This window comes from Desulfoplanes formicivorans (assembly GCF_001748225.1).
Lineage (GTDB): Bacteria > Desulfobacterota > Desulfovibrionia > Desulfovibrionales > Desulfomicrobiaceae > Desulfoplanes > Desulfoplanes formicivorans.
Genome location: NZ_BDFE01000015.1, coordinates 436,183 through 458,589 on the forward strand (window position 1 = coordinate 436,183; position 22,407 = coordinate 458,589).

The 22,407-nt window shown below is 52.3% G+C and carries 16 protein-coding genes; 6 read left to right on the top strand and 10 right to left on the bottom strand.

Features of this window, described 5'->3' with window-relative positions; genetic code table 11:
• Positions 1–315 precede the first annotated feature (315 nt).
• Together DPF_RS06780 and DPF_RS06785 are read right to left on the bottom strand one after the other, a co-directional pair.
• Positions 316–2,730 (bottom strand): autotransporter family protein, encoded by a 2,415-nt coding sequence (locus DPF_RS06780; protein WP_083254528.1) that lies wholly within the window; start codon positions 2,728–2,730, stop codon positions 316–318.
• 638 nt (positions 2,731–3,368) lie between these two features.
• Positions 3,369–4,685 carry a M48 family metalloprotease gene (locus DPF_RS06785; RefSeq protein WP_069858311.1) on the bottom strand — a complete coding sequence of 439 codons (1,317 nt, stop codon included), beginning with the start codon at positions 4,683–4,685 and terminating at the stop codon, positions 3,369–3,371.
• A 512-nt stretch (positions 4,686–5,197) separates the two neighbouring features.
• On the opposite strand from DPF_RS06785, the gene DPF_RS06790 reads away from it, so the two are divergent.
• The 3 genes from DPF_RS06790 (at position 5,198) to DPF_RS06800 (ending at position 7,988) form a co-directional block, all read left to right on the top strand.
• Complete coding sequence (locus tag DPF_RS06790) at positions 5,198–6,196, top strand: ABC transporter substrate-binding protein (protein WP_231702145.1); 999 nt, start codon at positions 5,198–5,200, stop codon at positions 6,194–6,196.
• Positions 6,197–6,262: 66 nt separating this feature from the next.
• Positions 6,263–7,099, top strand: a complete 837-nt coding sequence (locus tag DPF_RS06795; protein ID WP_069858316.1) for an ABC transporter permease — start codon at positions 6,263–6,265, stop codon at positions 7,097–7,099.
• A 121-nt stretch (positions 7,100–7,220) separates the two neighbouring features.
• Positions 7,221–7,988: an ABC transporter ATP-binding protein gene (locus DPF_RS06800; RefSeq protein ID WP_069858318.1), complete on the top strand. Its 768-nt coding sequence runs from the start codon at positions 7,221–7,223 to the stop codon at positions 7,986–7,988.
• A 133-nt stretch (positions 7,989–8,121) separates the two neighbouring features.
• Here DPF_RS06800 and DPF_RS06805 read toward each other — a convergent pair whose 3' ends face one another.
• The 4 genes from DPF_RS06805 to DPF_RS06820 form a co-directional block, all read right to left on the bottom strand.
• Positions 8,122–9,267, bottom strand: coding sequence for a double-cubane-cluster-containing anaerobic reductase (locus DPF_RS06805; protein ID WP_069858321.1), 1,146 nt, complete (start codon positions 9,265–9,267; stop codon positions 8,122–8,124).
• Positions 9,260–10,027 carry an acyl-CoA dehydratase activase gene (locus tag DPF_RS06810; RefSeq protein ID WP_069858324.1) on the bottom strand — a complete coding sequence of 256 codons (768 nt, stop codon included), beginning with the start codon at positions 10,025–10,027 and terminating at the stop codon, positions 9,260–9,262. Before DPF_RS06810 ends, DPF_RS06805 begins: the two co-directional genes overlap by 8 nt.
• Positions 10,028–10,250: 223 nt before the next feature.
• Positions 10,251–11,525: a double-cubane-cluster-containing anaerobic reductase gene (locus DPF_RS06815; RefSeq protein ID WP_069858325.1), complete on the bottom strand. Its 1,275-nt coding sequence runs from the start codon at positions 11,523–11,525 to the stop codon at positions 10,251–10,253.
• A gap of 66 nt (positions 11,526–11,591) precedes the next feature.
• Positions 11,592–12,062: an HAD family hydrolase gene (locus DPF_RS06820; RefSeq protein WP_069858327.1), complete on the bottom strand. Its 471-nt coding sequence runs from the start codon at positions 12,060–12,062 to the stop codon at positions 11,592–11,594.
• A gap of 89 nt (positions 12,063–12,151) precedes the next feature.
• On the opposite strand from DPF_RS06820, the gene DPF_RS06825 reads away from it, so the two are divergent.
• A complete protein-coding gene (locus tag DPF_RS06825; protein ID WP_069858802.1) occupies positions 12,152–13,426 on the top strand; it encodes a glycosyltransferase in 1,275 nt (424 codons plus the stop codon).
• A 117-nt stretch (positions 13,427–13,543) separates the two neighbouring features.
• Here DPF_RS06825 and DPF_RS06830 read toward each other — a convergent pair whose 3' ends face one another.
• Both DPF_RS06830 and DPF_RS06835 read right to left on the bottom strand, forming a co-directional pair.
• Positions 13,544–14,416 carry a protein phosphatase 2C domain-containing protein gene (locus DPF_RS06830; RefSeq protein WP_176724194.1) on the bottom strand — a complete coding sequence of 291 codons (873 nt, stop codon included), beginning with the start codon at positions 14,414–14,416 and terminating at the stop codon, positions 13,544–13,546.
• Between the two features lie 200 nt (positions 14,417–14,616).
• Entirely contained in the window at positions 14,617–16,257 is a 1,641-nt protein-coding gene (locus DPF_RS06835; protein WP_069858329.1) for a glutamate synthase-related protein, read from the bottom strand.
• A 457-nt stretch (positions 16,258–16,714) separates the two neighbouring features.
• Here DPF_RS06835 and DPF_RS06840 point away from each other — a divergent pair, with 457 nt between their 5' ends.
• Entirely contained in the window at positions 16,715–17,092 is a 378-nt protein-coding gene (locus DPF_RS06840) for a hypothetical protein (RefSeq protein ID WP_069858806.1), read from the top strand.
• A gap of 549 nt (positions 17,093–17,641) precedes the next feature.
• Entirely contained in the window at positions 17,642–18,022 is a 381-nt protein-coding gene (gene lpdD / locus DPF_RS06850) for a prenylated flavin chaperone LpdD (protein WP_069858333.1), read from the top strand.
• Between the two features lie 66 nt (positions 18,023–18,088).
• On the opposite strand, the gene DPF_RS06855 is transcribed toward lpdD, so the two are convergent.
• On the bottom strand, positions 18,089–19,474 hold the full coding sequence (locus DPF_RS06855; protein ID WP_069858335.1) for a M23 family metallopeptidase: 1,386 nt from the start codon (positions 19,472–19,474) through the stop codon (positions 18,089–18,091).
• A gap of 127 nt (positions 19,475–19,601) precedes the next feature.
• Positions 19,602–22,316, bottom strand: coding sequence for an EAL domain-containing protein (locus DPF_RS06860; RefSeq protein ID WP_069858337.1), 2,715 nt, complete (start codon positions 22,314–22,316; stop codon positions 19,602–19,604).
• Between the last annotated feature and the right edge of the window lie 91 nt (positions 22,317–22,407).

A 22,407-nucleotide genomic window follows, 5' to 3' on the forward strand; every position in this document is an offset into this window, starting at 1 on the left:
GCATGGGGGACGCTTTCTGAAGCCAAGGCAACATCGCCCTTCTCCTGGCTCCGTTCAAAGACCTTGAGGACAGTTTTGCCTGTACGAACAAACCCTTCGGCATAATCATCTTGACTGCACGAAATTACGGAAGGTCACTCCTTGCCTGTTCTCTCCGGAGAAAAAACAGTGCGGCCTGTTTTGCATCAATCAATGAACATCAGGACAACCAGGTATTCTGACCGCGAATCAAATCGGCCCTTTCTCCGTTATATGTTACGGAGAAAGGGCCGATTGGGTATGTGTGTTCAGATGTAGTAGTTCAGATGGAAGGGATCAGAATCCCCATTTGAAATTGATCCACGCCCCGTTGGCCGTGAAGTCGTCGTTGTACTGGGTGGTGCATCCCAGTTCCATGCTGACATTGTCCTTGGCAAAGGTGAGGGAGGCGTCGGCGATGTAGGATGAATCCGAGACGTTGTCGCTGACCTTGACGCTTCCGGTATTGGGCAGGGACTGGCTGACCTCGATGTCGTTGTCCGTGAGGGCCTGTTCCCAGCGAAGGCCTAGGGACGGGGTTACGCGCGCACCGCCCATTTCCCAGGTGCCCATGAGGTTGACCCCCAGGATGGACCTGAAAACGTGATCATCGTAGGAGCCGTAGTGGGTGTTCCAGTCGGAGTTGTCGGCATCAGAGGTGTGGCTGTCACATTGTGCCCAGGAGTGGCCAAGCCCTAGTTCGGGCATCACAGCCAGATTGCCGAAGGTGAAGAGATAGCCGGCCATGATCTGGGTTTCAGCGCCGTAACTGGTATAGTCGTCTTCTTCGGGTATTTCCAGGTTGGCTCCGGTGAGTCCGTCGTATTCATGGCGGACCGTGTACAGGGTCGAGGTGACATCTACATGCCAGGCTTCGTAATTGTATGAACCGTGGGCTCCCAGAGAATAAATATTCTGGTCGTCGGAATTGTCACTGTACCCGGTTCCCTTGAAGTCGACATTGCTTTGGGCGATGCCGCCGTGAACTCCCAGGGTGAAATCCGGATTGAAATTCCAGTCATAGCCCAGAACCAGACCAGTGGTGGTGCCGTCATATCCCATACCGCCGTCCGAAGGATGATTCACCGTTGTCAGGTAGGGGCGGAGGAACAGTGTATTATTGCTTTTTTGGTCAGGTCGCACAGAAGTAAAGCCTGCATCGGTTGCAATGGTGCCGGAATCGGCCAGCAAGGTTGCTTCTTCTTCGGAGTTCAGGTTGGACGCCAGCACTTGGGAAATGATGCGGTTCTGGATCATGGTGATTCCCTGTCCAACCGCCTGGTGTGCTGCCCTAAGGCTCAGGGCAGCAGTACTTTCCTTTGGTTCATATCCAAAGGATACTGTGGCATTTTTTCCTTTATCCTTGCCGGACCAGGAAACCGTGATATCGGGGTTGGTGAACCCTTTTTCCAACTTGCCGAACTGTGAAATGATATCGCCAATACCCTTTTCCTCTTGGGCTCCTGAAGACACCCAGTCAGATGGTATGACCAAATCCTCTTCCTTCTCTTCAATGATGCGATACGGGGTGTCAAATACTATGCTCTCGCCAGGGGTAATGGCAACGCGTAATGCCGCATTATTGAGATCAAGAGTGGAACCTTGGGAAACATATATGGGGCTTTTGTAGTCTGCGCCTTCAGGATTCCCGTAAAGAGGCACGGAAAAAGCGTTTGAAAATTTTACTGAAGATTCATTAAGAACATAAAGAGCCCTGCCGCCGTTTGTGGTATATATTTTACCGGGGCTTGAGATGATGGCATTTGTGGCATTATAGAGAGCAATGGCTGCAATTCCATTTCCATAGGGGGCATCAACAAAAATGGTTCCGGTGTTGTTGATTATGGTGTCTTGGCTGCGACTATCCAAGATGCCGATCACCCCTCTGGTGGTAGAGCCTTTGCCTGCTTTGACCTGAATCGAGATATTGCCGTCATTTGTGATTGTTCGGTTATCGCCATCATAAGTAACGATTCCTGTTATACCAAGGAGATCGACGGAAGCATTTTCTCCAACACTATCGCCTGCAGTTGCAGTAACATAAATGTTTCCAGAGTTATGAATCTGATCAATTTTTCCTGAAACGCCGCCAATATACTCTATAGTGGCGTTTGTATCATCTCCTGTTGCGCTTCCTATTTCAACATTGGTGATAATGTTGTTGGAGTTGGTGAATGACTCGATATGTCCTGAATAAGCATTCACACCATAAATGTACTTTGCATGTGTCTTTGCACCATCCCCAGAAGCGTCCCCAATGTTTGCGGTAGCTGAGATGGTTCCTGAGTTTATGAAAGATGCGACTTCTTCATCAAAATATACCCCATAAATGTCATTTATATCTGCTTCAGAGTTGTCCCCTGCTGCGTCCCCAACGTTTGCGGTAGCAGAGATGGTTCCTGAGTTGGAGAAGGATTCGACATCGTTTTCAATAGATACACCATAAATATTATCCGTTATTCCCGTTGCCTTGACGGTTGCACCCTGGATATCCAATTTATCCAATTTTTCGAGAGAATCTTTACTATATATTCCAATTGTGGTGGGCGTAGTGTTAGTGTTAGTGTTTGTCACCTGTATATCTTTGTAAACCGTGTATGTGGAATTCCCGCTGATATCGAGCCCTATAATGGAGTCCCCCAGTGAGACCCCGGGCCAGCCCAATGCTCCAGAAATTATGAAAACCATCAGCCAACGTCTCCACTCTCCCATCTTTTCCTCCTTTTTATCCTACCGTTTTGACATACATAAAGGCCAACTGTTCATGGAAAATTGCAGGCAACCTGCACGGTCTTAGTCCTGATGTGTACTTTCACACTGATTAAGGTCCATTAATAAGTATAAATAATTTGAGCCGATATAAAGAATTGTTAATTTTTGCAAGAAAAATTTGGTTTTTTCCCAAAGGTTTTCCATAAAGATGTCAAAATTGATTTATCCACTTGATATTTTAGAAGAACGTAACTTGATGCTCAGCTCCTGCCACAATCCTTGATGTTATGGTCAATTTGGTCATGGCATGTATTGTGATTGAAAATGAATTTTGAATCGTTATATAGTATTATGATGTATTTATGTCTAACAATTATATTGTATGTATGAACAAGAATATGAAAGAAACAGATATTTTTTGATTTATTTTGTAGTGGGTGCATGTGTTCACTGTCCGGTATGAGTACAACGTATTTAGACAAGATACATTGCATAAAAAACCGGTCTCTTCTCCGTTGGATATGACGGTGAAAAGACCGGGTTGTCGTGGCCATGTAAAGAGGTCAGAATCCTCTGTTGAAATTGACCCAGACTTTTGGCCGAGAAGTTGTCGTTAGACAGGATGGGATGGTTGTATTTTACTGCACATACCCCCATTCCTTGAGTCGGGTGTAGGCATACTTGGCCTGCTCACCCTGGTTTACCGACTGCAGAAATTGGTAGTACTGCTTGGCCGCATCCTGGCGGTGGCCCATTTTTTCCAGGGCCAGGCCCTTGTAAAAAGATGTGTACGGATTGCCGGGAAGTTGTTTGTCATAGGCCGTGAAGTTTTTCAGGGCCTTGTCGTATTCCCGGGTGCCGAGCTGGGCCATGCCGGCCACCTGGAGTGCCTGGGGCTCCTGGGGATATACGGCCTGGGCCCGGGTCGCCCGACGGGCTGCCTCCGCATAATTTTTCTGTACCAGCCTGCATTTGGCCAAAAGCAGAAGTCCGGCATAGTCATTGGGCGTATGCTTCAGAGCGGCTTCAAAATGCTTGGCGGCCTGAGCATAATCTTTTTTCCCCATGAAGTCCGATCCCTTTTGCATTTCCTGGATGGCCGGCTTGATGCGCCTGAGGGATGCGGTGTTATCCAGATACCGTTCCCGATTGAGCCGGTATTCACTTGAGGTGGCGTACTTGCCTGCTGCTGCTTGTCTTGCCGTTGCCAGCCGCTCGCTGGACATGGGGTGGGTGGCGAACATGAGTTCCAGAGCGCTGGGGTTTGCCTGGTGCTGTTCATTGAGCATGTCCATGAGTCCCACCATGCCCTCGGTATCATAACCTGCCCGCATCATGTAGAGCATGCCCAGATCGTCGGCCTGACGTTCGTCTTCCCGGCTGTAGCGAGCCAGCAATGCTCCTGTTCCAAGGTTGCCCAGCCCTGCGGCAATATCCCCCATGTTTTCACTTACCGTACCGGCCACGGCTGCTCCCAGCCCCACAACCAGGGATGTCAGTTGCCCCTTGCTCATGCGTGCGGCCGTGTGCCTGGCGTTGACGTGCCCCAGTTCATGGCCCAGCAGGGCGGCCAGTTCTGCTTCGTTGTCCAGTTGGAGCATGATGGCCCTGGTGAGTCCGATGCTGCCGCCAGGAAAGGCGTAGGCATTCACGTAGACGGCGTTGAGGGGCCGAAAGGAATAGGGCATGTCGGGACGATGGGTTTTGGTGGCCAGACTCATGCCCACCTCTGTTACGTATTGACTCAGCGCCTGATCCTGTACGGCCCCGTAGTCAGCGGAAAATTGGTACGGCGACTGCTGCTTGTCGATGCTGATTTCCTGATCTCGTGAAACAAGCATGAACTGGGATTCCCCTGTGACCGGATTGGCCGCGCATCCCGCGGTCAGGCCCACAAGGGACAGGGCCGATATTTTGAGAAAATCCCTGCGTGAGAGAGGGGGGGGGAAGTACATGGTTGTATTCTCCTTGAACCTTCAGCTCTGTGCTGTTGTGGGTTTGTAAATGAAAAAAAAGTGTGATTGGAGTAAGTTTTACGCAAAATAAAAATAGTTTTTTATGGGTATGATGTTTTTATGCTCAAGTTGTTTGTCATGGAGCAATATGGTGTTGAAGTTAATTGATGTGGTCATTGACAGTAGAGTACATGCTTTTGTTTTCTGGCATCAAATGACCTGATTTTTGTGTTGGTTTTGCATGTTGTCATCACATTTTATTCATGTTTGATAGAAAAACATGATGGATCGCTTTTTAAGATATTTAGATATGCAATTTGACATATTTCTGGTTAGTCATTGTATTATAATATTTTATAGATTTGATGTCGTGTAGTTGTTTAACCAAATGGGAGAAATTTATGCGTGAAGGAAGCCTCAAAAGTTTGAGTTTCATTGTTTGCTTTGTTTTCGGCCTTGTTGTGTCGATGCATTCAGCGGCCGTAGCCAGTAAAAAAACTCCGATTTATAATATGGGGTATATTTTTACCACCCATCATACCCCCTTGGTGGTGGCTATGGCCAAGGGAGAGGCTTTTAAGAATTTTGGGGTTTATCTCAAACCTGTTGTGGAAAAGATGAAATATGCACTGATGGACGGAGATACACAATTGGCTACATTGAATATCATTGTAGCCAAGAGTGGTTCTGAAACAACGACCCTCTTTGCTATGAACCGGATGGATATGGCTTTGGCTTCCGGTACGGCCATTATGTCAGGAATCGACAAGGGGAGCAATATCAAGATGGTATGCCCTCTTCATGTAGATGGTATGGGTTTGGTGTTTCCCCAGGGGAGCTCCGTGAATGGCTGGGATGATGTCCTTGCGTATATCAAAGCATCCAAGCGGCCCGTCAAGATCGGCTATCATTCACCAACAAGTGCTCCGCGTATTGTTATAGAAGGTGCCCTGAACAAGGTTGGTCTTAAGGTAACTCAGGATGCCACGGATTTTGATGCAGACGTCCTTTTGGTGGATCTCAAATCCACATCCAATCTGATCCCTGCGCTAGTGGGTCATCAGGTGGATGCCTGGGTCGGTCCAGCTCCCCATCCCGAGGTCGCCGAGCTCAAGAACGTCGGTCATATCGCCCTTGACCTGCGGGATCTTCCCCCGGCCGGAGAATGGCACAATTTTCCCTGTTGCGTCATGGCCGCACGTCAGAGTGTTATCGATGATCACCCTGAAGTTGTTGAAAAAATGCTAGAATTGATGACCAAGTGTGGTGAGTGGAGCAATACCCATACAGCCGAACAGAGCGAAATTGTTTCCAAGTGGATTGGTGTTCCCGCCAAGGCCATTGAAAATTCGACTATCATCTATACCACAGAACCGTCAGATAACTGGATGCATGGTGAAGCCGTATATCTGGATATTTTGAACAGCATGGACAAGTTCAAGGGACGGCTCAAGGGGAAGACCCTGGATGAGGTCAAACCGCTTCTTTATGATTTCAGGTTTCTCCATTAGCAGGCACTCTCTGAACCCCGGTCTGACAGAGACCGGGGTTCAAACATGAAGAACAGTGGGACTGTTATGCATAAACTCGTTTCCAGATTTTCTCTTTCCCTGACAACGCCGTTACTTTTTCTCCTCTTATGGTCCTGGATTGCCGGCCGGGTGGATAATCAGGTTATCATGCCTTCGGTGGACGCAGTGCTTGATCTGCTGATTCAGCCTCATCAGGACCTGATTTCCATGGGATCGTTGGTGAGCAACGTCCTGGTGTCGTTGCTCAGGGTTTTGATCGGGTATATCCTGGCCGCGGTTATAGCCATACCCTTGGGTATTGCCATGGGATACTCCTCTGTAGCCCATACCCTCTTCAGTGATTTTTTGAACATGTTTCGTCCCATTCCCCCATTGGCGTGGGTTCCCCTGGTCATGGCCTGGTTTGGGGTAGCCAGCTTGGCCGATATGTTTGGTGTGGAAGATGGCCAATGGTTCATCTATTTGTCCAATTTTAAATATTCCATGGTGTTCATTATTTTTATAGGCGCTTTTTTCCCCATCCTGACCAGTGCCATTCATGGTGTAAAAAATGTGAACAGAGTTTTTATCGACTCTGCCAGGATGCTTGGTGCCGGAGAGCGAACCATCTTTTTCAAGGTGCTTTTGCCCGCAGCCATGCCCGCCATTGTCAACGGTATGCGTATCGGTCTGGGAATTGCCTGGATGTGTCTGGTTTCCGCGGAAATGCTTCCCGGGTCTCTTGCAGGAATCGGTTATCTCATCACTCATGCCTATACTGTAGCCTCAACGGATATCGTCATTGCCGGGATGGTGGCCATAGGTTTGGTGGGAGCCATCATGGATGCCTTGTTTCGCTATTTTGAAGTGAAAAAATTCAAGTGGCAGCGTTTGAATAGATAACTAGAGACGTATTGGCATTTGTTCGTAGATGTATGTGCTTCATGGTAACAATGTCATGGAATACAAGGTATTTAAAAAATCTTATGGGAGCCCTTACTGGCGTCCGGATCAAGGATTTGAGATGAGGGATGCAGTGATAGAAGTTGCTGGATTGCGTAAAGAGTTTATTACCGAACGCGGTGAGTCCGTTCGTGCGTTGGATCGTGTGGACTTCAAGGTCTTTCACAATGATTTTTTATGTATTGTGGGGCCTTCGGGATGCGGTAAATCAACGCTTTTGCGGATTTTGGCAGGACTTGAACAGGCCTCTTTTGGCAGTGCAACGTTTCAGGGACAAGTGCTGACCAGACCTCACCGTGATGTGGGCATGGTCTTTCAGGAATATTCCCTGTTCCCATGGCGTACCGTCATGGACAATGTCACTTTGGGGTTGGAATTTCGCGGCATATCTGAGGGAGAGCGCCGCAGTATCGGGCAGGAATATCTGCGTCTTATCGGCATGGAGGGATTTGCCGATGCTTTTCCTTATGAGCTTTCCGGAGGTATGCGCCAGCGTGTGGCCATTGCTCGAGCCCTGGCCACCGAGCCGGATGTTTTGCTCATGGATGAACCTTTCGGGGCTCTGGATGCGCATACCAGAATTTTGCTCCAAAAGGAATTGTTGCGGATTTGGGAGCATAAACGGACGACCATCCTTTTTGTCACCCACAGCGTGGACGAAGCCATTTATCTGGCTGATCGTATCATGGTCATGTCCGCTCGTCCGGGACGCTTCAAAAAGGAGATCCAGGTGGAGATGGCAAGGCCACGGGATCGTGCCATGCCCGAATACGGGCGCATGGCTGCAAGCATTTTGGACATGCTGGAACAGGAAGTCGTTAGGGGGTGAACGGGGCAAGAAAGGACTTCATGTCCATGGGTTTATCAGGATACAATAGGCATGTTAAAAACAAGGGCCTGCAAACAGGAAGATATCTTGTTTGCAGGCCTTTGTTTTGTTCAATCGGTATGCAGAGGGGTGGTCAAAGCATTTCCAGAAACGCCTCAATCCGGGTTCTGAGCTGTTCCGTATCTGACTGGGCATAGTCTGTCTCAATATGCAGAAAGGGGAGCTGGTGCTTTTGTTCCACATGCTCCCGCAGGGAAAAGGATTCCACATTATAGGTATGGCAGCATTGCCAGGTGAGATCCACCACCCCGTCAATGGAATAATCATTGATGAGTTCACTGATGAGATCAAGCCTTCCCGTGTTGGGGGTCATGCAGGAACACGGGGTGTCCAGATATCTTTTGGCCAGTGTCCTGTACAGATCAGGCTCGTCTTGGTCCACCAGCAGATTGAAATCCTTGAGGCTGGAGCAATGTTCCTGCACGGCCACGGTAGCGCCACATTCCTCAAGGATTTTAAGCACTTTTTCCGACCCCTTGCCTGTGGGACAGCCCGTGTACAGGATGCGCGGCCCGGGCTTTGAATCCGGTTGCCGGGAGGCAACCAGGGCTTCCAGGTCATCGGCCAGCGCGGTCAGCAGGGTCAGATAGTCCTGCATGTCCACCACAAAGCTTTTGGTTTCCGTGACGCTGAGCATGTCCAGGCCGGAAAGGGGCGGAACTGGAGCCTTGCCTGTGGCCGTGATGCGCAAGAGCTGCTTTCTTACCTGGTTGTGCAGCTGGATTTCCTGCCGGAGCTTGTGGGGGGTGATCTTGTTGCCGGTTTCCTGTTCCAGGAAGGTTGCGAATCTGTGCAGCTCCCCTGTCCAGAAATCCAGGGATGATGCAGCGTGTTGGGTATATGGCAGATGCATGAGATGTACGGGCTTGATCCGGGCCAGCAGCTCGTACATCTTTTTTTTGCCGTCGCAGGTGGTCTCACCCACGATAAAGTCGGACGCCGCGAAAAAGGGGCAGGAATGGGTGATGCCGTATCCGTAGCTGGACTTGATCAGCGGACAGAGGTTGGCGGGCAGATTCCGTTCGGCTGCAGGGATGGGATCCTGATTCTTGCCGCACAATCCCACAGGAATGACTCCCGCAGCATACATGAGTTCTGTGGGTGCATATACACAAAAAAGACCGCCTATTTTGGTCCCGTGCTCTTTGGCCTCGTCAATGAGGGGAAGGCTTCGGGATTTGTAGGTGGCAAGAGTGTCAAAGGATTTGGGTTTATGCATTGAAGTGTTTCCTCCCCCATTGGGCAGCCCCCCGGGCGCCGACCATGTCCGGATTGTCCGGGATGACGATCTGTATCCCCAGCTCTTTTTCGAGGTTTTTGACCACGCACGGATTTCTGGCCACTCCCCCGGCAAAGACGAGGGAAGGCGTGATGCCCACACGGGTGAGCATGGATTTGGTCCGGTTGACAATGGATTGGTGCAGTCCCAGGGCGATATTGGCCGGGGATTCGCCACGGGCCATGAGGGAGACGGCCTCGGTTTCAGCAAAGACCGTGCACATGCTGTTGATGGTGGGGCAGTGGGTGGCCTGCAGGGCAAAATCCCCGAATTCCTCAATGGGGATCTGCAGGGCCGTGGCCATGAATTCCAGGAATTTGCCCGTGCCGGCAGCGCAGCGGTCGTTCATCTCGAACTTGGCGGTCTTGCCGTTGGCCAGCAGAGAGATGGCCTTGGTATCCTGGCCGCCGATATCCAGAATGGTCCGCGCCTCGGGATGTACCGCCCTGGCCCCCAGGGCATAGGCCTGAATTTCCGTAACGGTCTGAACGTCCGGGTGCAGACCTGATTCGGCCAGGAGATTGCGGCCGTAGCCCGTGGCCACCACATGGGGCGCGTTGATTTCCTTGAAGAGCTCCCGGCATTGTTGCAGGGGATCAAAGGTTGTGGGCATTTTTTTGGAAAAAACAACCGTATCGCCATCAAGAACAACGGCTTCAATGGATCGGGAGCCTATATCGATTCCTGCTATGAGGGTCATGTTGGTATCACTGTTGGTGGTTGTAGGGAGCGGAAAGCAGCCATGACAGAGTACACAGGGCACAGTGAACAGTAAAGTGCACAGGACACAGTACGCAGTGCGCAGATAAAAAATTTCCGTTTTGATTACAGCTGTTGATTATATAGTCAGTGAATGTGTACGTATATCGATGTATTACAGGTGGTTTTATCTGCACACTGCCAACTGCGCACTGTTTCCTTTTTTATTTGACCATTTCCACAAAGGCCTCGATGCGTGTCTTGAGCTGCTCCACGTCTTCCATGCCATAATCGGTTTCAATGACCATGGAGGGGATTTCTGCATCTTGCAGGCTTTTTTCCACGCGGAAGTTTTCCTGGGCATAGGGCTGACAGAACAAGAGAGTGTATTGGAGGACGCCGTCGGCCCTGGTCTCTTTGGCCAGGTTCAGGATATTGTCCACCCGTTCGCTGTTGGGGGTGAAACAGGCGCAGTCGATTTTCAGGTATCGGTCAGTGAGGGCGTCGATCATTTCGTCCAGGGTCTGGCCTGATTCATCCACCAGATCCCGGATGTTGCGGGTTCCCACGCAGGATTCCTCTCCCACAATGACGGCTCCGGAGCTCTCGGTGACGTAAGGAAGTTTCCAATTGGGCACGGCCATGGGGCAACCGGACATGAGCAGTCGGGGGGTTCCCTGGGGTGCAACGCCTTCGCCCCGGGCGATTTTTTCTTCCAACTGATCGCACAGGAGATTGACCTGGTTGGTGAATCGTTCCGGGTCGTCGTAAAAACCCACCTGGTTGATGAGCAATGCGTCACGTCCTGAAATGGGAACAGGATCGGCAACACGGAGCTTGTTCAACCGCTGGATGGCCTTTCTTTTGTTGTTGACGATGACAATGGCCTTTTTCAGGCTTTGGGCAGTAATGGTATTGCCGGTCAACTTTTCCAGGGTTTCCTTATACCGGAGAATTTCTGCCTTCCAGAGAGCCCGGTCCTGTTCACTTTTGCGCTGGGGCACTTCCATGACATACATGGGCGCGATCTTCCCGAAGGTCTCATAGGCCTTTTTCTTGCCGTCGCAGGTGGTCTCTCCCACGATGAGGTCGCAGGATTCCGTGAAGGGGCACAGTCTGGCCAGCTTGAAGCCCATGAACGACTTGATCAGGGCACAGGTGTTTCTGGGGATGAGCTTTTCCACCTGTTCCTTGCCCGCATCCGCGCCGGAACACAGACCGATCTGGATGGCGTTGGCCGCAATGGTCAGCTCTTCAGGCACGAACACGCAAAAGGTGCCGATGACCTTGCGTCCCTGGAGTTGTTTGGCTTCCTGAAGTTCTTTGACCCGAAGGCCATGGATTTCCGAAAGGACCAGATCCAGGTATTCCATGCCCTGGAGGCGCCCCTGCTGGGAGAGATAAATGTCCCCGTAAAATTTGCCCAGCACCTCCATGAGTCCCTCGTGGGCGGGCAGGTCGATGTTCAGTTTTTCCCACATGGCATCATATTTACCCATTGATATCTCCTGATTGTTGGGGTTGTCGGTAATGGCTTCGGGGAGGAGAGAGACTGTTCCTCCTTGTTAATGTCGCAAGGTTGCTGCCAGCCGCAGGGGGTGGGTCAAAAGGTCCAGACCGTCCAGAATGCTGGTACAGATCACATGGGCTGTACGCACAATGCCGGCATGGGCACCTTCTCCCTGGATGAGTCCGATACCCAATGCCGCTTCCTGGAGCATGAACACGTCGTTTCTGCCGTTCCCCACGGCCACGCATGCGGTTGGTCCGAGATCGTGTATCACCTGCTTTTTGGCCAGGTCCTGGTCCTGGGGCCCGAGAACAATGATATCCAGGTCGGTTGCAGCAAACATCTTGGCCACATTGCCAAAGGTGTCGGCCGTGACAATGTGGATGGCAAGATCCCCAGCAAGGGTTTGCAGTCGTTCCAGCACGCCGGGGAGGAGCTGCCCATCCAGGGCCAGGGTGCCGTTGAAATCAAGCACCAGGTGTTCAAGTTCAAGGGGGCTGTCCCCGGGAATGTCAATGCGGATCATTAGGGTTCTCCTGATTGCTCTTTGAAGGGCATGGCATTAGTGGAACAAGGCACAAAAGCCATTCCACCAACCCCATTGTTGTGCATCCCATGAATATACTACATCTTTTAAGTCAACGACCTGATTCCACCGGAAGCGGGGTGTATGTGCAGGCCGTCATGGCCAAGGCGGTTGAACACGGCTACTCCAATGCCCTTGTGGCAGGCATCCCCCAAAGCTATTGCGTGCCTGAAACAGTGCGGGAATTGTGTGCTGTGGATATCCTGGCTGTTCGTTTTGAACAGGATATATCTTTTCCCATTGTGGGCATGAGTGACGTTATGCCGTACACCAGCACCTGTTTTTCCGACCTTGGTGCCCCTCAGATTGCACGATACGAACAATGTTTTGAACAAATTCTGCAAAAAGCTGTGGAAAAACATGCTCCTGATATCATTCATGCCAATCATCTCTGGCTGCTCACGGCCCTGGCCTGTCGGATGTTCCCGGATATTCCCGTGGTGGCGTCCTGCCATGGTTCGGATCTTCGGCAGTTCAGGCAATGCCCCCATCTTCGGGATCGTGTCCGGGCCGGGTGTGCAGGACTTGCCGCGGTCATGGCCCTGAGTTGCGAACAAAAAGAGACCATTGTCCGTCTGTACGGTCTGGACAGGGACAAGGTGGCTGTTACCGGAGCGGGCTTCAAGGAAACGCTGTTTGTTCCCTCTTCCCAAAGATTCAGGCCTCCGCCCGTACACATGGTCTATGCCGGCAAGTTGAGCCGGGCCAAGGGTGTTCCCTGGTTGCTTCGTGCCTGCAGGAGGCTGGACCATGATTTTGTGCTCCATGTGGCCGGGAGCGGATGCGGGCAGGAGGAACAGGATATTCAGGCCCTGGCCGCGTCTCTGGGTGACAGGGTTGTCATGCATGGAGCCCTGAGTCAGCAGCAACTGGCCGGGCTGCTGGGGCGCTCGCACATGTTTGTCCTGCCCTCGTTTTTTGAGGGGCTTCCTCTGGTTCTTCTGGAGGCCCTTGCGAGCGGATGCTCTCTGGTGGCGACCGATCTGCCCGGGATTGCAGAAATTTTCAAAGAACTGCCCCCCCAGGTCATCCGTCGTGTTCCCCTTCCCCGGATGCAGTCAGTGGATAGCCCGTACCCTGAGCATGAAGAAGATTTTGTTCAGGCGTTGGTCAGGGCCTTGGACCATCAGATGGCTGTGGTGCGGGCCGGGTATGATGTCCAGGCATGTGGCGAGGCTCGGAAACTGCTCGAACGGTTCACCTGGTCAGGCGTGTTTGAGCGGATCAATGCCGTGTATCAGCGGGTAATGAAGTCTGATAACGGCGCTTGCAAACGTACTCCTGTCAATGGGTCGGGGAGGTAGATTGTAACCGGACAGCCTCCACGTGCTGGCATGTTCACCGGATACCGGGAAGCACGCTGTGCTCACATGCTTCGTTTCCATAGCCGTGATGGCAAAATATCCCAGGCGCTCCAGGCCTCATGACTTGCCAAGGGTAACGGCCACGGCCGTGGCGTCGTCATGCTGCTTGAAACGGGGAAAGAGTCGGCATTGGGGATCAGCTTGTTCGCGGGCACGGATATCCTGGAGAATCCCGGTCAGCCCCTGTTCCCGGAATTGGCTGGCAAAGGCGGTAAAATCGAAACGGTTTCCGGGATCTTGTGACGGGGGAAACATGCCGTCGGTCAGGGCGATAACGTGTCGTATTCCCCTGGCAGGGACAACGCCCGCGTGAAGAAAGTCAAGGGCGGCCTGCTCGCCGTTCAATACCCCGTATTCTTTGTTCATCCCTTGGCGGACCTTTTTGATGACAGGCATGGCCGCCTGGCACACATTGTCGACTCCTTGAGCTGCGAGACGGCTCATGTGGTCAAGGGTTTCGCGATCGTGGTTGTGATAAGGGGTGAGGAGTTCGGCATGTCCGTTTTCGTGGATCATCCCCACAAGGCTGTCGCCGATCTGTACCCATTCAAGGCGTTGGTTTTTGACCCTGAAAACCGCTGCGCTGGTGGACCAGCACTCAAGTTTCTGGTCACAGGGAACGTTATGGGCGATCATGGCTTGCCGGATTTTCATGTTGGCCTGTCGAGCCGTTTCCGTCAGCGACATCTCCTTTTCATGAGCAAAGACCGACCATGCCAGAAAAGAGGCCCACCAGGCCCCGGTCATGCCGTGGAATCGACCCGGAGTCAGGCTGGATGCGCCGTCAAAGACCCCGAAGGTGTGCGTGCCAATGAGAAGGTGATCTTCGTTGAGCAGGGCCGAACCCTGATCGTTGACCGACTCGAAGGTCAGGTTGCCCCGGGAGGTTGTCTGGGCGATAGGTGTGGTTGATGGCTGCAGAAAAACCATGCCATGTCCATAGATCAGGTTGCAGGCTTTGTCGCATGCAAAGTTATGATTGTTTGGAGCTGCACCCATAGCCATTGTCTATGGGTGCAGCCTTTTGGCCGGTTGTTCTGATGTACAACAGGCCCTTATATGAAAAAGCCCTCTGATGCGGACAGGTTCCGCACCAGAGGGCTTTTTATCAACCAGGACGTGATGAATCGCTAGCTGTTGAGAATCTTCTTGGCGATATCGTCATGCACGTCGGTAATAAAGGGAATCCCGGTCTCTTTTTCGGTTTCCCGGTTGGCAGAGCACAGATCCTCGCGGGAAAGTTCGGACATGGAAAATTTCCGGGCCCCGGCCATGAGCTGCTGCAGACCGGCACTCAGTTTGTCCGCCAAGGTATACATGGCGATGGCGCCAAAAGGAATTTTGGCCATCTCGTCCTTGCCCACGATTTTGGCCACGTCGTAGTATCCGGCAAAAATTTGTTCCGGGCTGTTGCCCAGTTTGTTCACCGAGGTGGGCAGCTTGGTCCAGTTGCCCTTGACCGCTTCCCTGCGTTCGTGATGCAGGGCCCCTTCAATGTTTGAACCCAAAAATCCGGGAATCATCAGGGCCCTGCCCATGCAGATCATTTTGGTAAACGGCGCCCCCAGGGCCAACCCCTTGAAAATCTGGTCTTCGCGGGCAAACCCGCCGGCAAAGGCCATGTCCACGACCTTTTCGCCCTTGGCCGCCAGGATGGAGGCGTATTCATGGGCCTTGGAGTGGAGCAGGATGGAGGGAACTCCCCAGGTCTGCATCATGTTCCAGGGGGACATGCCCGTACCGCCACCGGAACCGTCCATGGTCAAAAGATCAAGCTTGGCGTCCGTGGCGAACTTGATGGCCATGGCCAGGGCTTCCATGCCATAGGAGCCGGTTTTCAGGGAAATGCGTTGGAATCCGAGTTTGCGCAGATAGGCCACTGCGTTCATGAAATCTTCCCGGACCTGCTCGTGGGACGAGATGCTGGTGTACCCAAGGCGGGAATGGCGGGCAAAGGAGCGGATGGACTTCATCTCAAAGGCTTTTTGCACTTCCGGGTTTTCAGGATCAGGGTCCAGAAGATAGCCGCGCTTTTTGAGAAACAGGGCATAATCCAGGCTGCTGACCTCGATTTCACCGCCAATATCCTTGGCGCCCTGGCCCCATTTGAGTTCGATGATGACGTCATTGCCATATTTGTCAATAATGTATTCGGCCACACCGTTTTGAGTGTCCTCGACGTTCATCTGAACGATGATTGCCCCGTAGCCATTGTAATAACGGGTATATGTATCAATGCGGCGATCCAGTTCCGGGGACTTGGTAATTTTGCCATTTTTGAATTCGGCTTTGCGGTCCACGCCGACCACGTTTTCGCCAACAACAATGGGAATACCCACCAGGGCGCAGCCTGTGGCAAAGGATTCCCAGTACCGTTCCGCCACAAAGGTGGATCCCAGGGCTCCGGTCATCAGCGGAATTTTGACCTTGGTTTTTACCTCCGCGCCAAAGGAGGATTCCAGACTGACATTGGGGAAGATGCAGTCGTCCGGATTGGTGGACAGACCGGCATGCATGCCCTTTGCCCCGTAGTTGTACCCCTGGATGCGCAGGGAGTTGTAGGACACGCCTACATGGGTGGTGTTGTCGCTGCCTGCGGTGACGCTTCCGAAATCGCGAGGATACAGCAGCTTGCGACCCACGAGACTGGACAGCCATGTTTCGCATTTTCCCTGGCAGTCGGCCCGACACAGGGTACAAAGACCGGATTCGGCAGGGTTGCCACGGTTGGTGGTGCCGAGGACATCATTGGATTTTTTCTTCTGATTCATGAACAAGGGTCCTTGTGGTGTTGGAGGTGAACGTGATGCACGCGTATGAGAAAACAAAATTGGAAAATACCTCAATTTACATTGATGTAAGATTCCAGTCAAACAGGAAAATAAAAGGGTGACGATCGAACAGGTTCAGGTTCTGGCAAACAGCTGATGGGTGCAAATCTCCGGGATGCGTGAACTTCCCGGCACCCCAAGGGATTGTTGTCCTTGGAAATGTTGCTTGTTTGTTGATAGTTGGGGCATTGGATGGTGTCTTATACCGGGTTGTCAAGATTGTCAGCAACCGATGATCGGTTTGGAAAGGGATCGCAAAAAAATGAAGATGCGGGTTGATATTGTGTTTTCATGATGCTATCCAAGGAAGAATCTGTCCATTGTATGGAACATGTATTTCGTGGGGCAGGGGAAACACTCCCTTCCCCTCAACCGTAAACAAGCATCGGAGGAGACTATGGCGAACATGGATTATCCGGGACCGTGCCCGAGCTGCAGTGGGATTGAGGGATGTGCAACTGATGCGGGGAAGCAGGATGCGGTAAAGCGGTATTGCAAAGGCCTTGAAATGGAACTCAATGCCTGGAAGGCCCAGCTGTACGATATCCTCGTTGCCGCCGACAAGCTTTCGGGTGACGATATGTCCAAGATGCAGCACACCCTGGACATGATCACTTCCACGGTGGGTGAGCTTGAATCCATCAAGGACCAGATGCTTGAGGCGTGTCCGTCAACCGTGGATCAGGAAAAAGTCATCGGTTCCAAGCTGGAGCAGCTGCGTAACGAATACTCCAAGGCCCTCGAGATTCTGCCTTCAGGATGGTTTGGAGGATGATGCACGGAATTGCAGTTGTCTGTGACCAGAAAAAAACCCGCCTTGGCGGGTTTTTTTGTTACAAAAAGTGGCGTTGAGTTTACGGACTGGAACTTGTCCTGAAGGGCGATATCCAGATCGGAAGAGCGTTGTCTGGCTCGGTTTTTAGAGCCTCGTCACCCTTCAGGTGTTTGCTTCGGAAGCCTTGTTCTTGGCCTACGAAGGCATCCGGAAGCTGGGAAGCTGTCTTGGGACTGACATGAACATCGGCAGAAACCGAGGTGGAGCCGGAGTTGGTGGTCACTGTACCATCGTCATCCAGATGGGGGGATCTTTGCTCGAAAATGTCCGTCATTGGGATGGACTGATGGACACGACGGGATGTCTTGCATGGACAACGTCTTTGTCCCCGTCTATCTATGGTCGGGATATAATCGTATAACAAAAATTTGTCGTCCACGCCCTGCGTCCGATCAGTGCAACGACATGTTTTCGGGGCTGCCTACAACAACAAGGGCAACAGGGCGGGCATGGTGTTTTCTCGTTGCAAACCTGCAGGAACAGACAACCATGATTGAATTGCTCAGTGAGGCCGCCGGGACCTTGATCCGTCTTGCGGTTGTACCCATGGGAACAGATTTGTGCGTGGCCGTTTTTGGAGGTCACAGGCCGCATATCGGGGCCGTTGCCCTGGCCGAACCCCGGCCAAGCCTTCGGGACAACAGGGTGACCAGTGCAACGGTTTCCGTTTTGGCCGTGACCGGGCACAAGGAGGATGAGCTGGCCAGGACCGTGGCCAGGGATATGGCTTCGGCCCTGAACGTGCGGGTCAGTGTGTCCTGCGGCATCCATGTGGATCAGGCACAACACGTCCATATCCGGGAGATTGTCAACGCCGTGGACGCCTTGACCCGGCAGGTGATCCAGCAGCTCCAAGCACGAGGACGTTGAGTTGTGAATCGTTTTGGGGGACGGGAGCGCAACCGCGCTTTGGTCCCTTGATTCCATGAGGCTTGTTCATCCCTTGGGAGGCGCATCCCCCTTGGCCCCGGCTTCCATGATCCTGTCCTTGGGGTTCCTGTCCTCAAGTCGGGGCGCGTTCATTGCTTTTGCCAGCAAGGTCACTTCATTTTTGAATCGGGCCATGTCCTGGGGGGGGACCGGGTTGGTGGGAGGCGATTTCATGCGCAGGGGATTGATATAGGATCCGTGGCGCTTGACCCGGAAATCAAGATGCGGGCCCGTGGCATACCCTGTGGACCCCACGTACCCGATGACCTGCCCCTGTTTCACGCGAACCCCCTTGCGGATGGACCGGGCAAATCGGCTCATGTGATTGTACACGGTTTCGTAGCCTCGGGCATGGCGGATTTTGATGTATCGTCCTGCTGCCTTGTCATAGGCTTTGGTCACCACTACGCCGTCCCCGACACTGCGGATAGGTGTGCCCCTGGGAGCGGCATAGTCCACGCCGTGGTGGGGCCGCCACCGTTTCAAGATGGGATGAAATCGTCGGTTGGCATACCCGGATGATATCCGGGTGAAGGAGAGGGGCGCCTTTAAAAAGGCCTTGCGCATGGACTGCCCTGTTTCATCAAAATATGAGGTTCTGCCCTTGCTGTCCGTAAAGCGGAATGCCCTGATAGTTGTATCTTGATTGTGAAAATCTATGGCCAAGATATGGCCGTATCCAGCGGGTTGACCCTTGCGATACCGTTTTTCCACCAGAAGTCTGAACCGGTCTCCTTGGCGAATATCCCTGCCAAAATCCACGTCCCAGCCCAGAATGTCTTCCATCATCACGGCAAGGCCGGGACCCTGGCCCAGTTTCTCCAGTGCCAGAGAAAGGTTTGAATCAATACTTCCCTGCACGACCTCCCGCTTGATCTCATAGACAATATCTTGCTTGGTGGCGGTAAAGCCGTTCGGGTTACAGGTGACGACGAGTTTCTGTTCTTCGTTGATCTCGTATTCGAACCTGGTCAGGATCTTGTTTTCAAGAACCAGAACATAGGGGTGACCCGGGCGAATGTCGGAAAGAGGAAACACGGGCTGACAGACGTGGCTCAGCTGGAGAATGTCCGGAGGGGTCAGGTAGGAGGCAAGGATGCCGCTGATGGTGTCTCCTTTGACAACTTTTGAGGTGATCTGCTGCGGTTGGGGGGCAGGAGTGACAAGGGAGAGTGTGGGGTTTGAGGCCTCCATCCCTTTGGGGGAAGGGAGATCATTTGCCGTTGTTGTCCCGTGCGATGCGAACGGGGTTGTTTCTCCGGGTTGCTGGGTGAAAAAAAGGCCACAAATGAGCGCTCCCGCACCGAGTATGGCTATGGGGAGCAGGAAAGCCCGTTTGGATCGCTTTGGGGGATTAATGTACCGGTTGTATGCGTATTTTTTTCTGAACATAAAGTGTTGGTTGTGTCTTTGGAAATGGGGCCGTGGCGTGGGAACAGCGGGCTTTGCAAGACAGGGGTGCAAAAAGACAAGCGCCTACGAGCCGACAATCCCTTGGCTTGATGTTGGGGTGGTATGTTTACGGATCAAGATGCGGAATGGCGTGTTTCCACGGGATTGTTTCCGGATGTTCGAGAAGTTCTCGACAAATGGTCTCGCCCAGGGGATGGGAGAATAAGAATCCCTGGGCCTGATCGCAGCCCATGTTCTTTAGGGTTTCATACTGTTTCCATGTCTCGATTCCTTCGGCAATGACCTTGAGGCTCAGGCTGTTGCCAAGGATGACAATGGCCCGGACGATTTCAAGGCTTTCTTCATCATTCTGAATCGCAGCGACAAAGGATCTGTCGATCTTGATGGTATCTGTGGGGAAATTGTGCAGATAGGACAGGGACGAATAGCCCGTACCAAAATCGTCCAGGGCCACGCCCACGCCCAGGGCCTTGATCTGCTTGAGGGCTGCCAGGGCTGATTTGGGAGCTTCCATGATCGCGGTTTCCGTGATCTCAATGTTCAAGACCGAAGGCGTAATCCCGCTGGCGTCCATGATCTGCCTGATTTTTTTGGAAAGACCAAGCACGTTCAATTGTTTGGCAGAAAGATTTACGGCCATGGTCATGCGACGTGATGACGGGATCTCCCGGTGCCATGTGGCCAGGGTCGAGCAGGCCTGCTCCATGGCCCAAAGGCCGATCTCCCGGATCAGTCCGGTGTCTTCGGCAATGGGAATGAACTGGTTCGGGGAGATGAGTCCCCGGGTGGGATGTCTCCAGCGAAGCAGGGCCTCGAACCCTTCCACGTCCATGGTCACGAAGTTGACCACCGGCTGGTACTCCAAGAAAAATTCGTCCCTGGTTAAGGCCTGACGCAAATCCTGTTCGAGACTCATGGTGATCATGTTCTGACGGTGCATGCTCTTGCTGAACACTCGGATTTTGCCCGGCCCCATGCTCTTGGCCTGGTACATGGCCGTATCCGCATCTCTGAGCAGGTCGTCCACCGTGCTGTAGGAGCCCGTCTTGAGGATTAATCCAATGCTCGAGTCGATCTGGACATCATATCCTTTGATGGAGAAAGGTTTCTGGATGATTGCCTGAATTTTTTTTATTTTATGGATAAGCTTGTGGGAGGTCCCGATTTCTTCGAACAAGATGGCGAATTCATCTCCACCGAGGCGGGCCAGAGTATCAATGGATCTGAGCGAGCGGTGAATGCGGGTGGCCATTTTCTGCAGGAGGGCATCACCCACGTGATGCCCATGGCAATCATTGACAAACTTGAATCGGTCCAGATCAATCATGGCCAAGGCAAAATGATAATCCTTGTTCCGCTGGACTCGGCGCAGGGCTTGTCCAACCCGTTCCCTGAGCAGAATTCGGTTGGGGAGATGGGTCAGGGAATCGTGCATGGCCAGATGGGAGAGCAGCTTTTCATTGGCCTTGCGTTCAATGGCCAGAGCGATCTGGGAGGACACGGCTTCGAGGATCTGCACGTCCTGAGCGGTGTCGTGGTCGGGCCAGATATAATGTTGGACGGCCATAGCCCCGATGACCTTGTCCCTGGATTTGAGGGGTACCCCGATCCAAATCTTGGCGGGCATGCCGATGCCATGGGAATCTATCTGGTGCTTGGTGGTCAGAACAAGGGTCCTGCCCGATTTGACAACCTTGACGATCCCGCCCTGGGTATTGGCGCTGAAATGTTCTAGTTCCGTGAACTGCTGCTCGATCTCGTCCCGGAAATACGGGAAAACCAGTCTGTCTTTTTTGGGGTCCACCAGGGCGATGCAGAAATTTTTAGCCTCTATAAAGGTGAGCAGGATCTTGTGGATGGAGGCGTAGAGTTCCTCCAAATCAACAGTGGTGTTGATGGCATTGGCTATTTGCAAAAGCATGCTGGAAATGTTTTCGGCATGTTTGCGCCCGGTGATATCCGTACACGTCCCGGCCATCCGGACGGCTTTCCCCTCACTGTCCCTGAGCACGGCGCCCTTGATATAAATCCAACGGATGGACCCGTCCTTGTGGTACATCCGGTACTCGTTGGCAAAGTTGGATTCATTGCTGCGCAGGATTCGGCCAAAGTTTTCGAGCATCTTTTCGTAGTCATCCTTTTGAATCCGCGTGGCCCACTCCCAGATATCATTGGAAATTTCATGATCGGCAAATCCCAGGGATTCTTTCCATTGGGGAGAAAGATACACCGAGTCATTGGTTAAATCCCAGTCCCAAATGCCGTCCTTGGCCCCCCGAATTGCCAGGTCATAGCGTTCTCGAGCCAGTGTAAGGGCTTTTGAGGTTAGCTTGTGCCGATCGATTTCCTTTCTGAGTTCTTCATTGGTTCTACGTTGTTCTTGGGTTCGGAGTTTTACCATCTCTTCGAGATGATCCCGGTACATGGTCAGTTCGGTTTCTCGAATTTTATGAGCGGTGTTGTCCCGGCCGTACCAGAGGAATCGAGGTTTCGCATGGACGGAACATGGCAGAAGCAGGCAGCGAGCCACAAACCAATGTTCACTCCCTGTGGCCGCATGGGTTAGGGGAAATTCTACACGATGCGGGATATTTTTGGTAAGGGATTGTTGGATCATCTCCGGAAGGAGTTGGCCTATCTGAGGGGGGAGAACTTCGGCAAGGCTCGTGCCTTTGGTGAAGGTTTTTTGTAAGACGAGATCCGGATCCAGGGCCAGAATGTCAAGACAGATCCCTTGTCGATCAATGACAAAGGCCATGTCAAAGGGAGAACCCTTGATGGCGGGTGGGACCGGAGGAAACAAGTGCTGGGGACTATCCATGGATTGGTCCTACAAAGATGGTAAGAATCTGCTTTTTGTATAGAATAGGGTTGCGTGATCTGGCGAGCCCATAATGCTTGAAGATTTGAAT

Bases quoted from the DNA above. Each gene is read 5' to 3' on its own strand.
- DPF_RS06780 (WP_083254528.1), bottom strand. From the start codon at position 2,730: ATGGGAGAGTGGAGACGTTGGCTGATGGTTTTCATAATTTCTGGAGCA.
- DPF_RS06785 (WP_069858311.1), bottom strand. From the start codon at position 4,685: ATGTACTTCCCCCCCCCTCTCTCACGCAGGGATTTTCTCAAAATATCG.
- DPF_RS06790 (WP_231702145.1), top strand. From the start codon at position 5,198: ATGGGGTATATTTTTACCACCCATCATACCCCCTTGGTGGTGGCTATG.
- DPF_RS06795 (WP_069858316.1), top strand. From the start codon at position 6,263: ATGCATAAACTCGTTTCCAGATTTTCTCTTTCCCTGACAACGCCGTTA.
- DPF_RS06800 (WP_069858318.1), top strand. From the start codon at position 7,221: ATGAGGGATGCAGTGATAGAAGTTGCTGGATTGCGTAAAGAGTTTATT.
- DPF_RS06805 (WP_069858321.1), bottom strand. From the start codon at position 9,267: ATGCATAAACCCAAATCCTTTGACACTCTTGCCACCTACAAATCCCGA.
- DPF_RS06810 (WP_069858324.1), bottom strand. From the start codon at position 10,027: ATGACCCTCATAGCAGGAATCGATATAGGCTCCCGATCCATTGAAGCC.
- DPF_RS06815 (WP_069858325.1), bottom strand. From the start codon at position 11,525: ATGGGTAAATATGATGCCATGTGGGAAAAACTGAACATCGACCTGCCC.
- DPF_RS06820 (WP_069858327.1), bottom strand. From the start codon at position 12,062: ATGATCCGCATTGACATTCCCGGGGACAGCCCCCTTGAACTTGAACAC.
- DPF_RS06825 (WP_069858802.1), top strand. From the start codon at position 12,152: ATGAATATACTACATCTTTTAAGTCAACGACCTGATTCCACCGGAAGC.
- DPF_RS06830 (WP_176724194.1), bottom strand. From the start codon at position 14,416: ATGGTTTTTCTGCAGCCATCAACCACACCTATCGCCCAGACAACCTCC.
- DPF_RS06835 (WP_069858329.1), bottom strand. From the start codon at position 16,257: ATGAATCAGAAGAAAAAATCCAATGATGTCCTCGGCACCACCAACCGT.
- DPF_RS06840 (WP_069858806.1), top strand. From the start codon at position 16,715: ATGGCGAACATGGATTATCCGGGACCGTGCCCGAGCTGCAGTGGGATT.
- lpdD (WP_069858333.1), top strand. From the start codon at position 17,642: ATGATTGAATTGCTCAGTGAGGCCGCCGGGACCTTGATCCGTCTTGCG.
- DPF_RS06855 (WP_069858335.1), bottom strand. From the start codon at position 19,474: ATGTTCAGAAAAAAATACGCATACAACCGGTACATTAATCCCCCAAAG.
- DPF_RS06860 (WP_069858337.1), bottom strand. From the start codon at position 22,316: ATGGATAGTCCCCAGCACTTGTTTCCTCCGGTCCCACCCGCCATCAAG.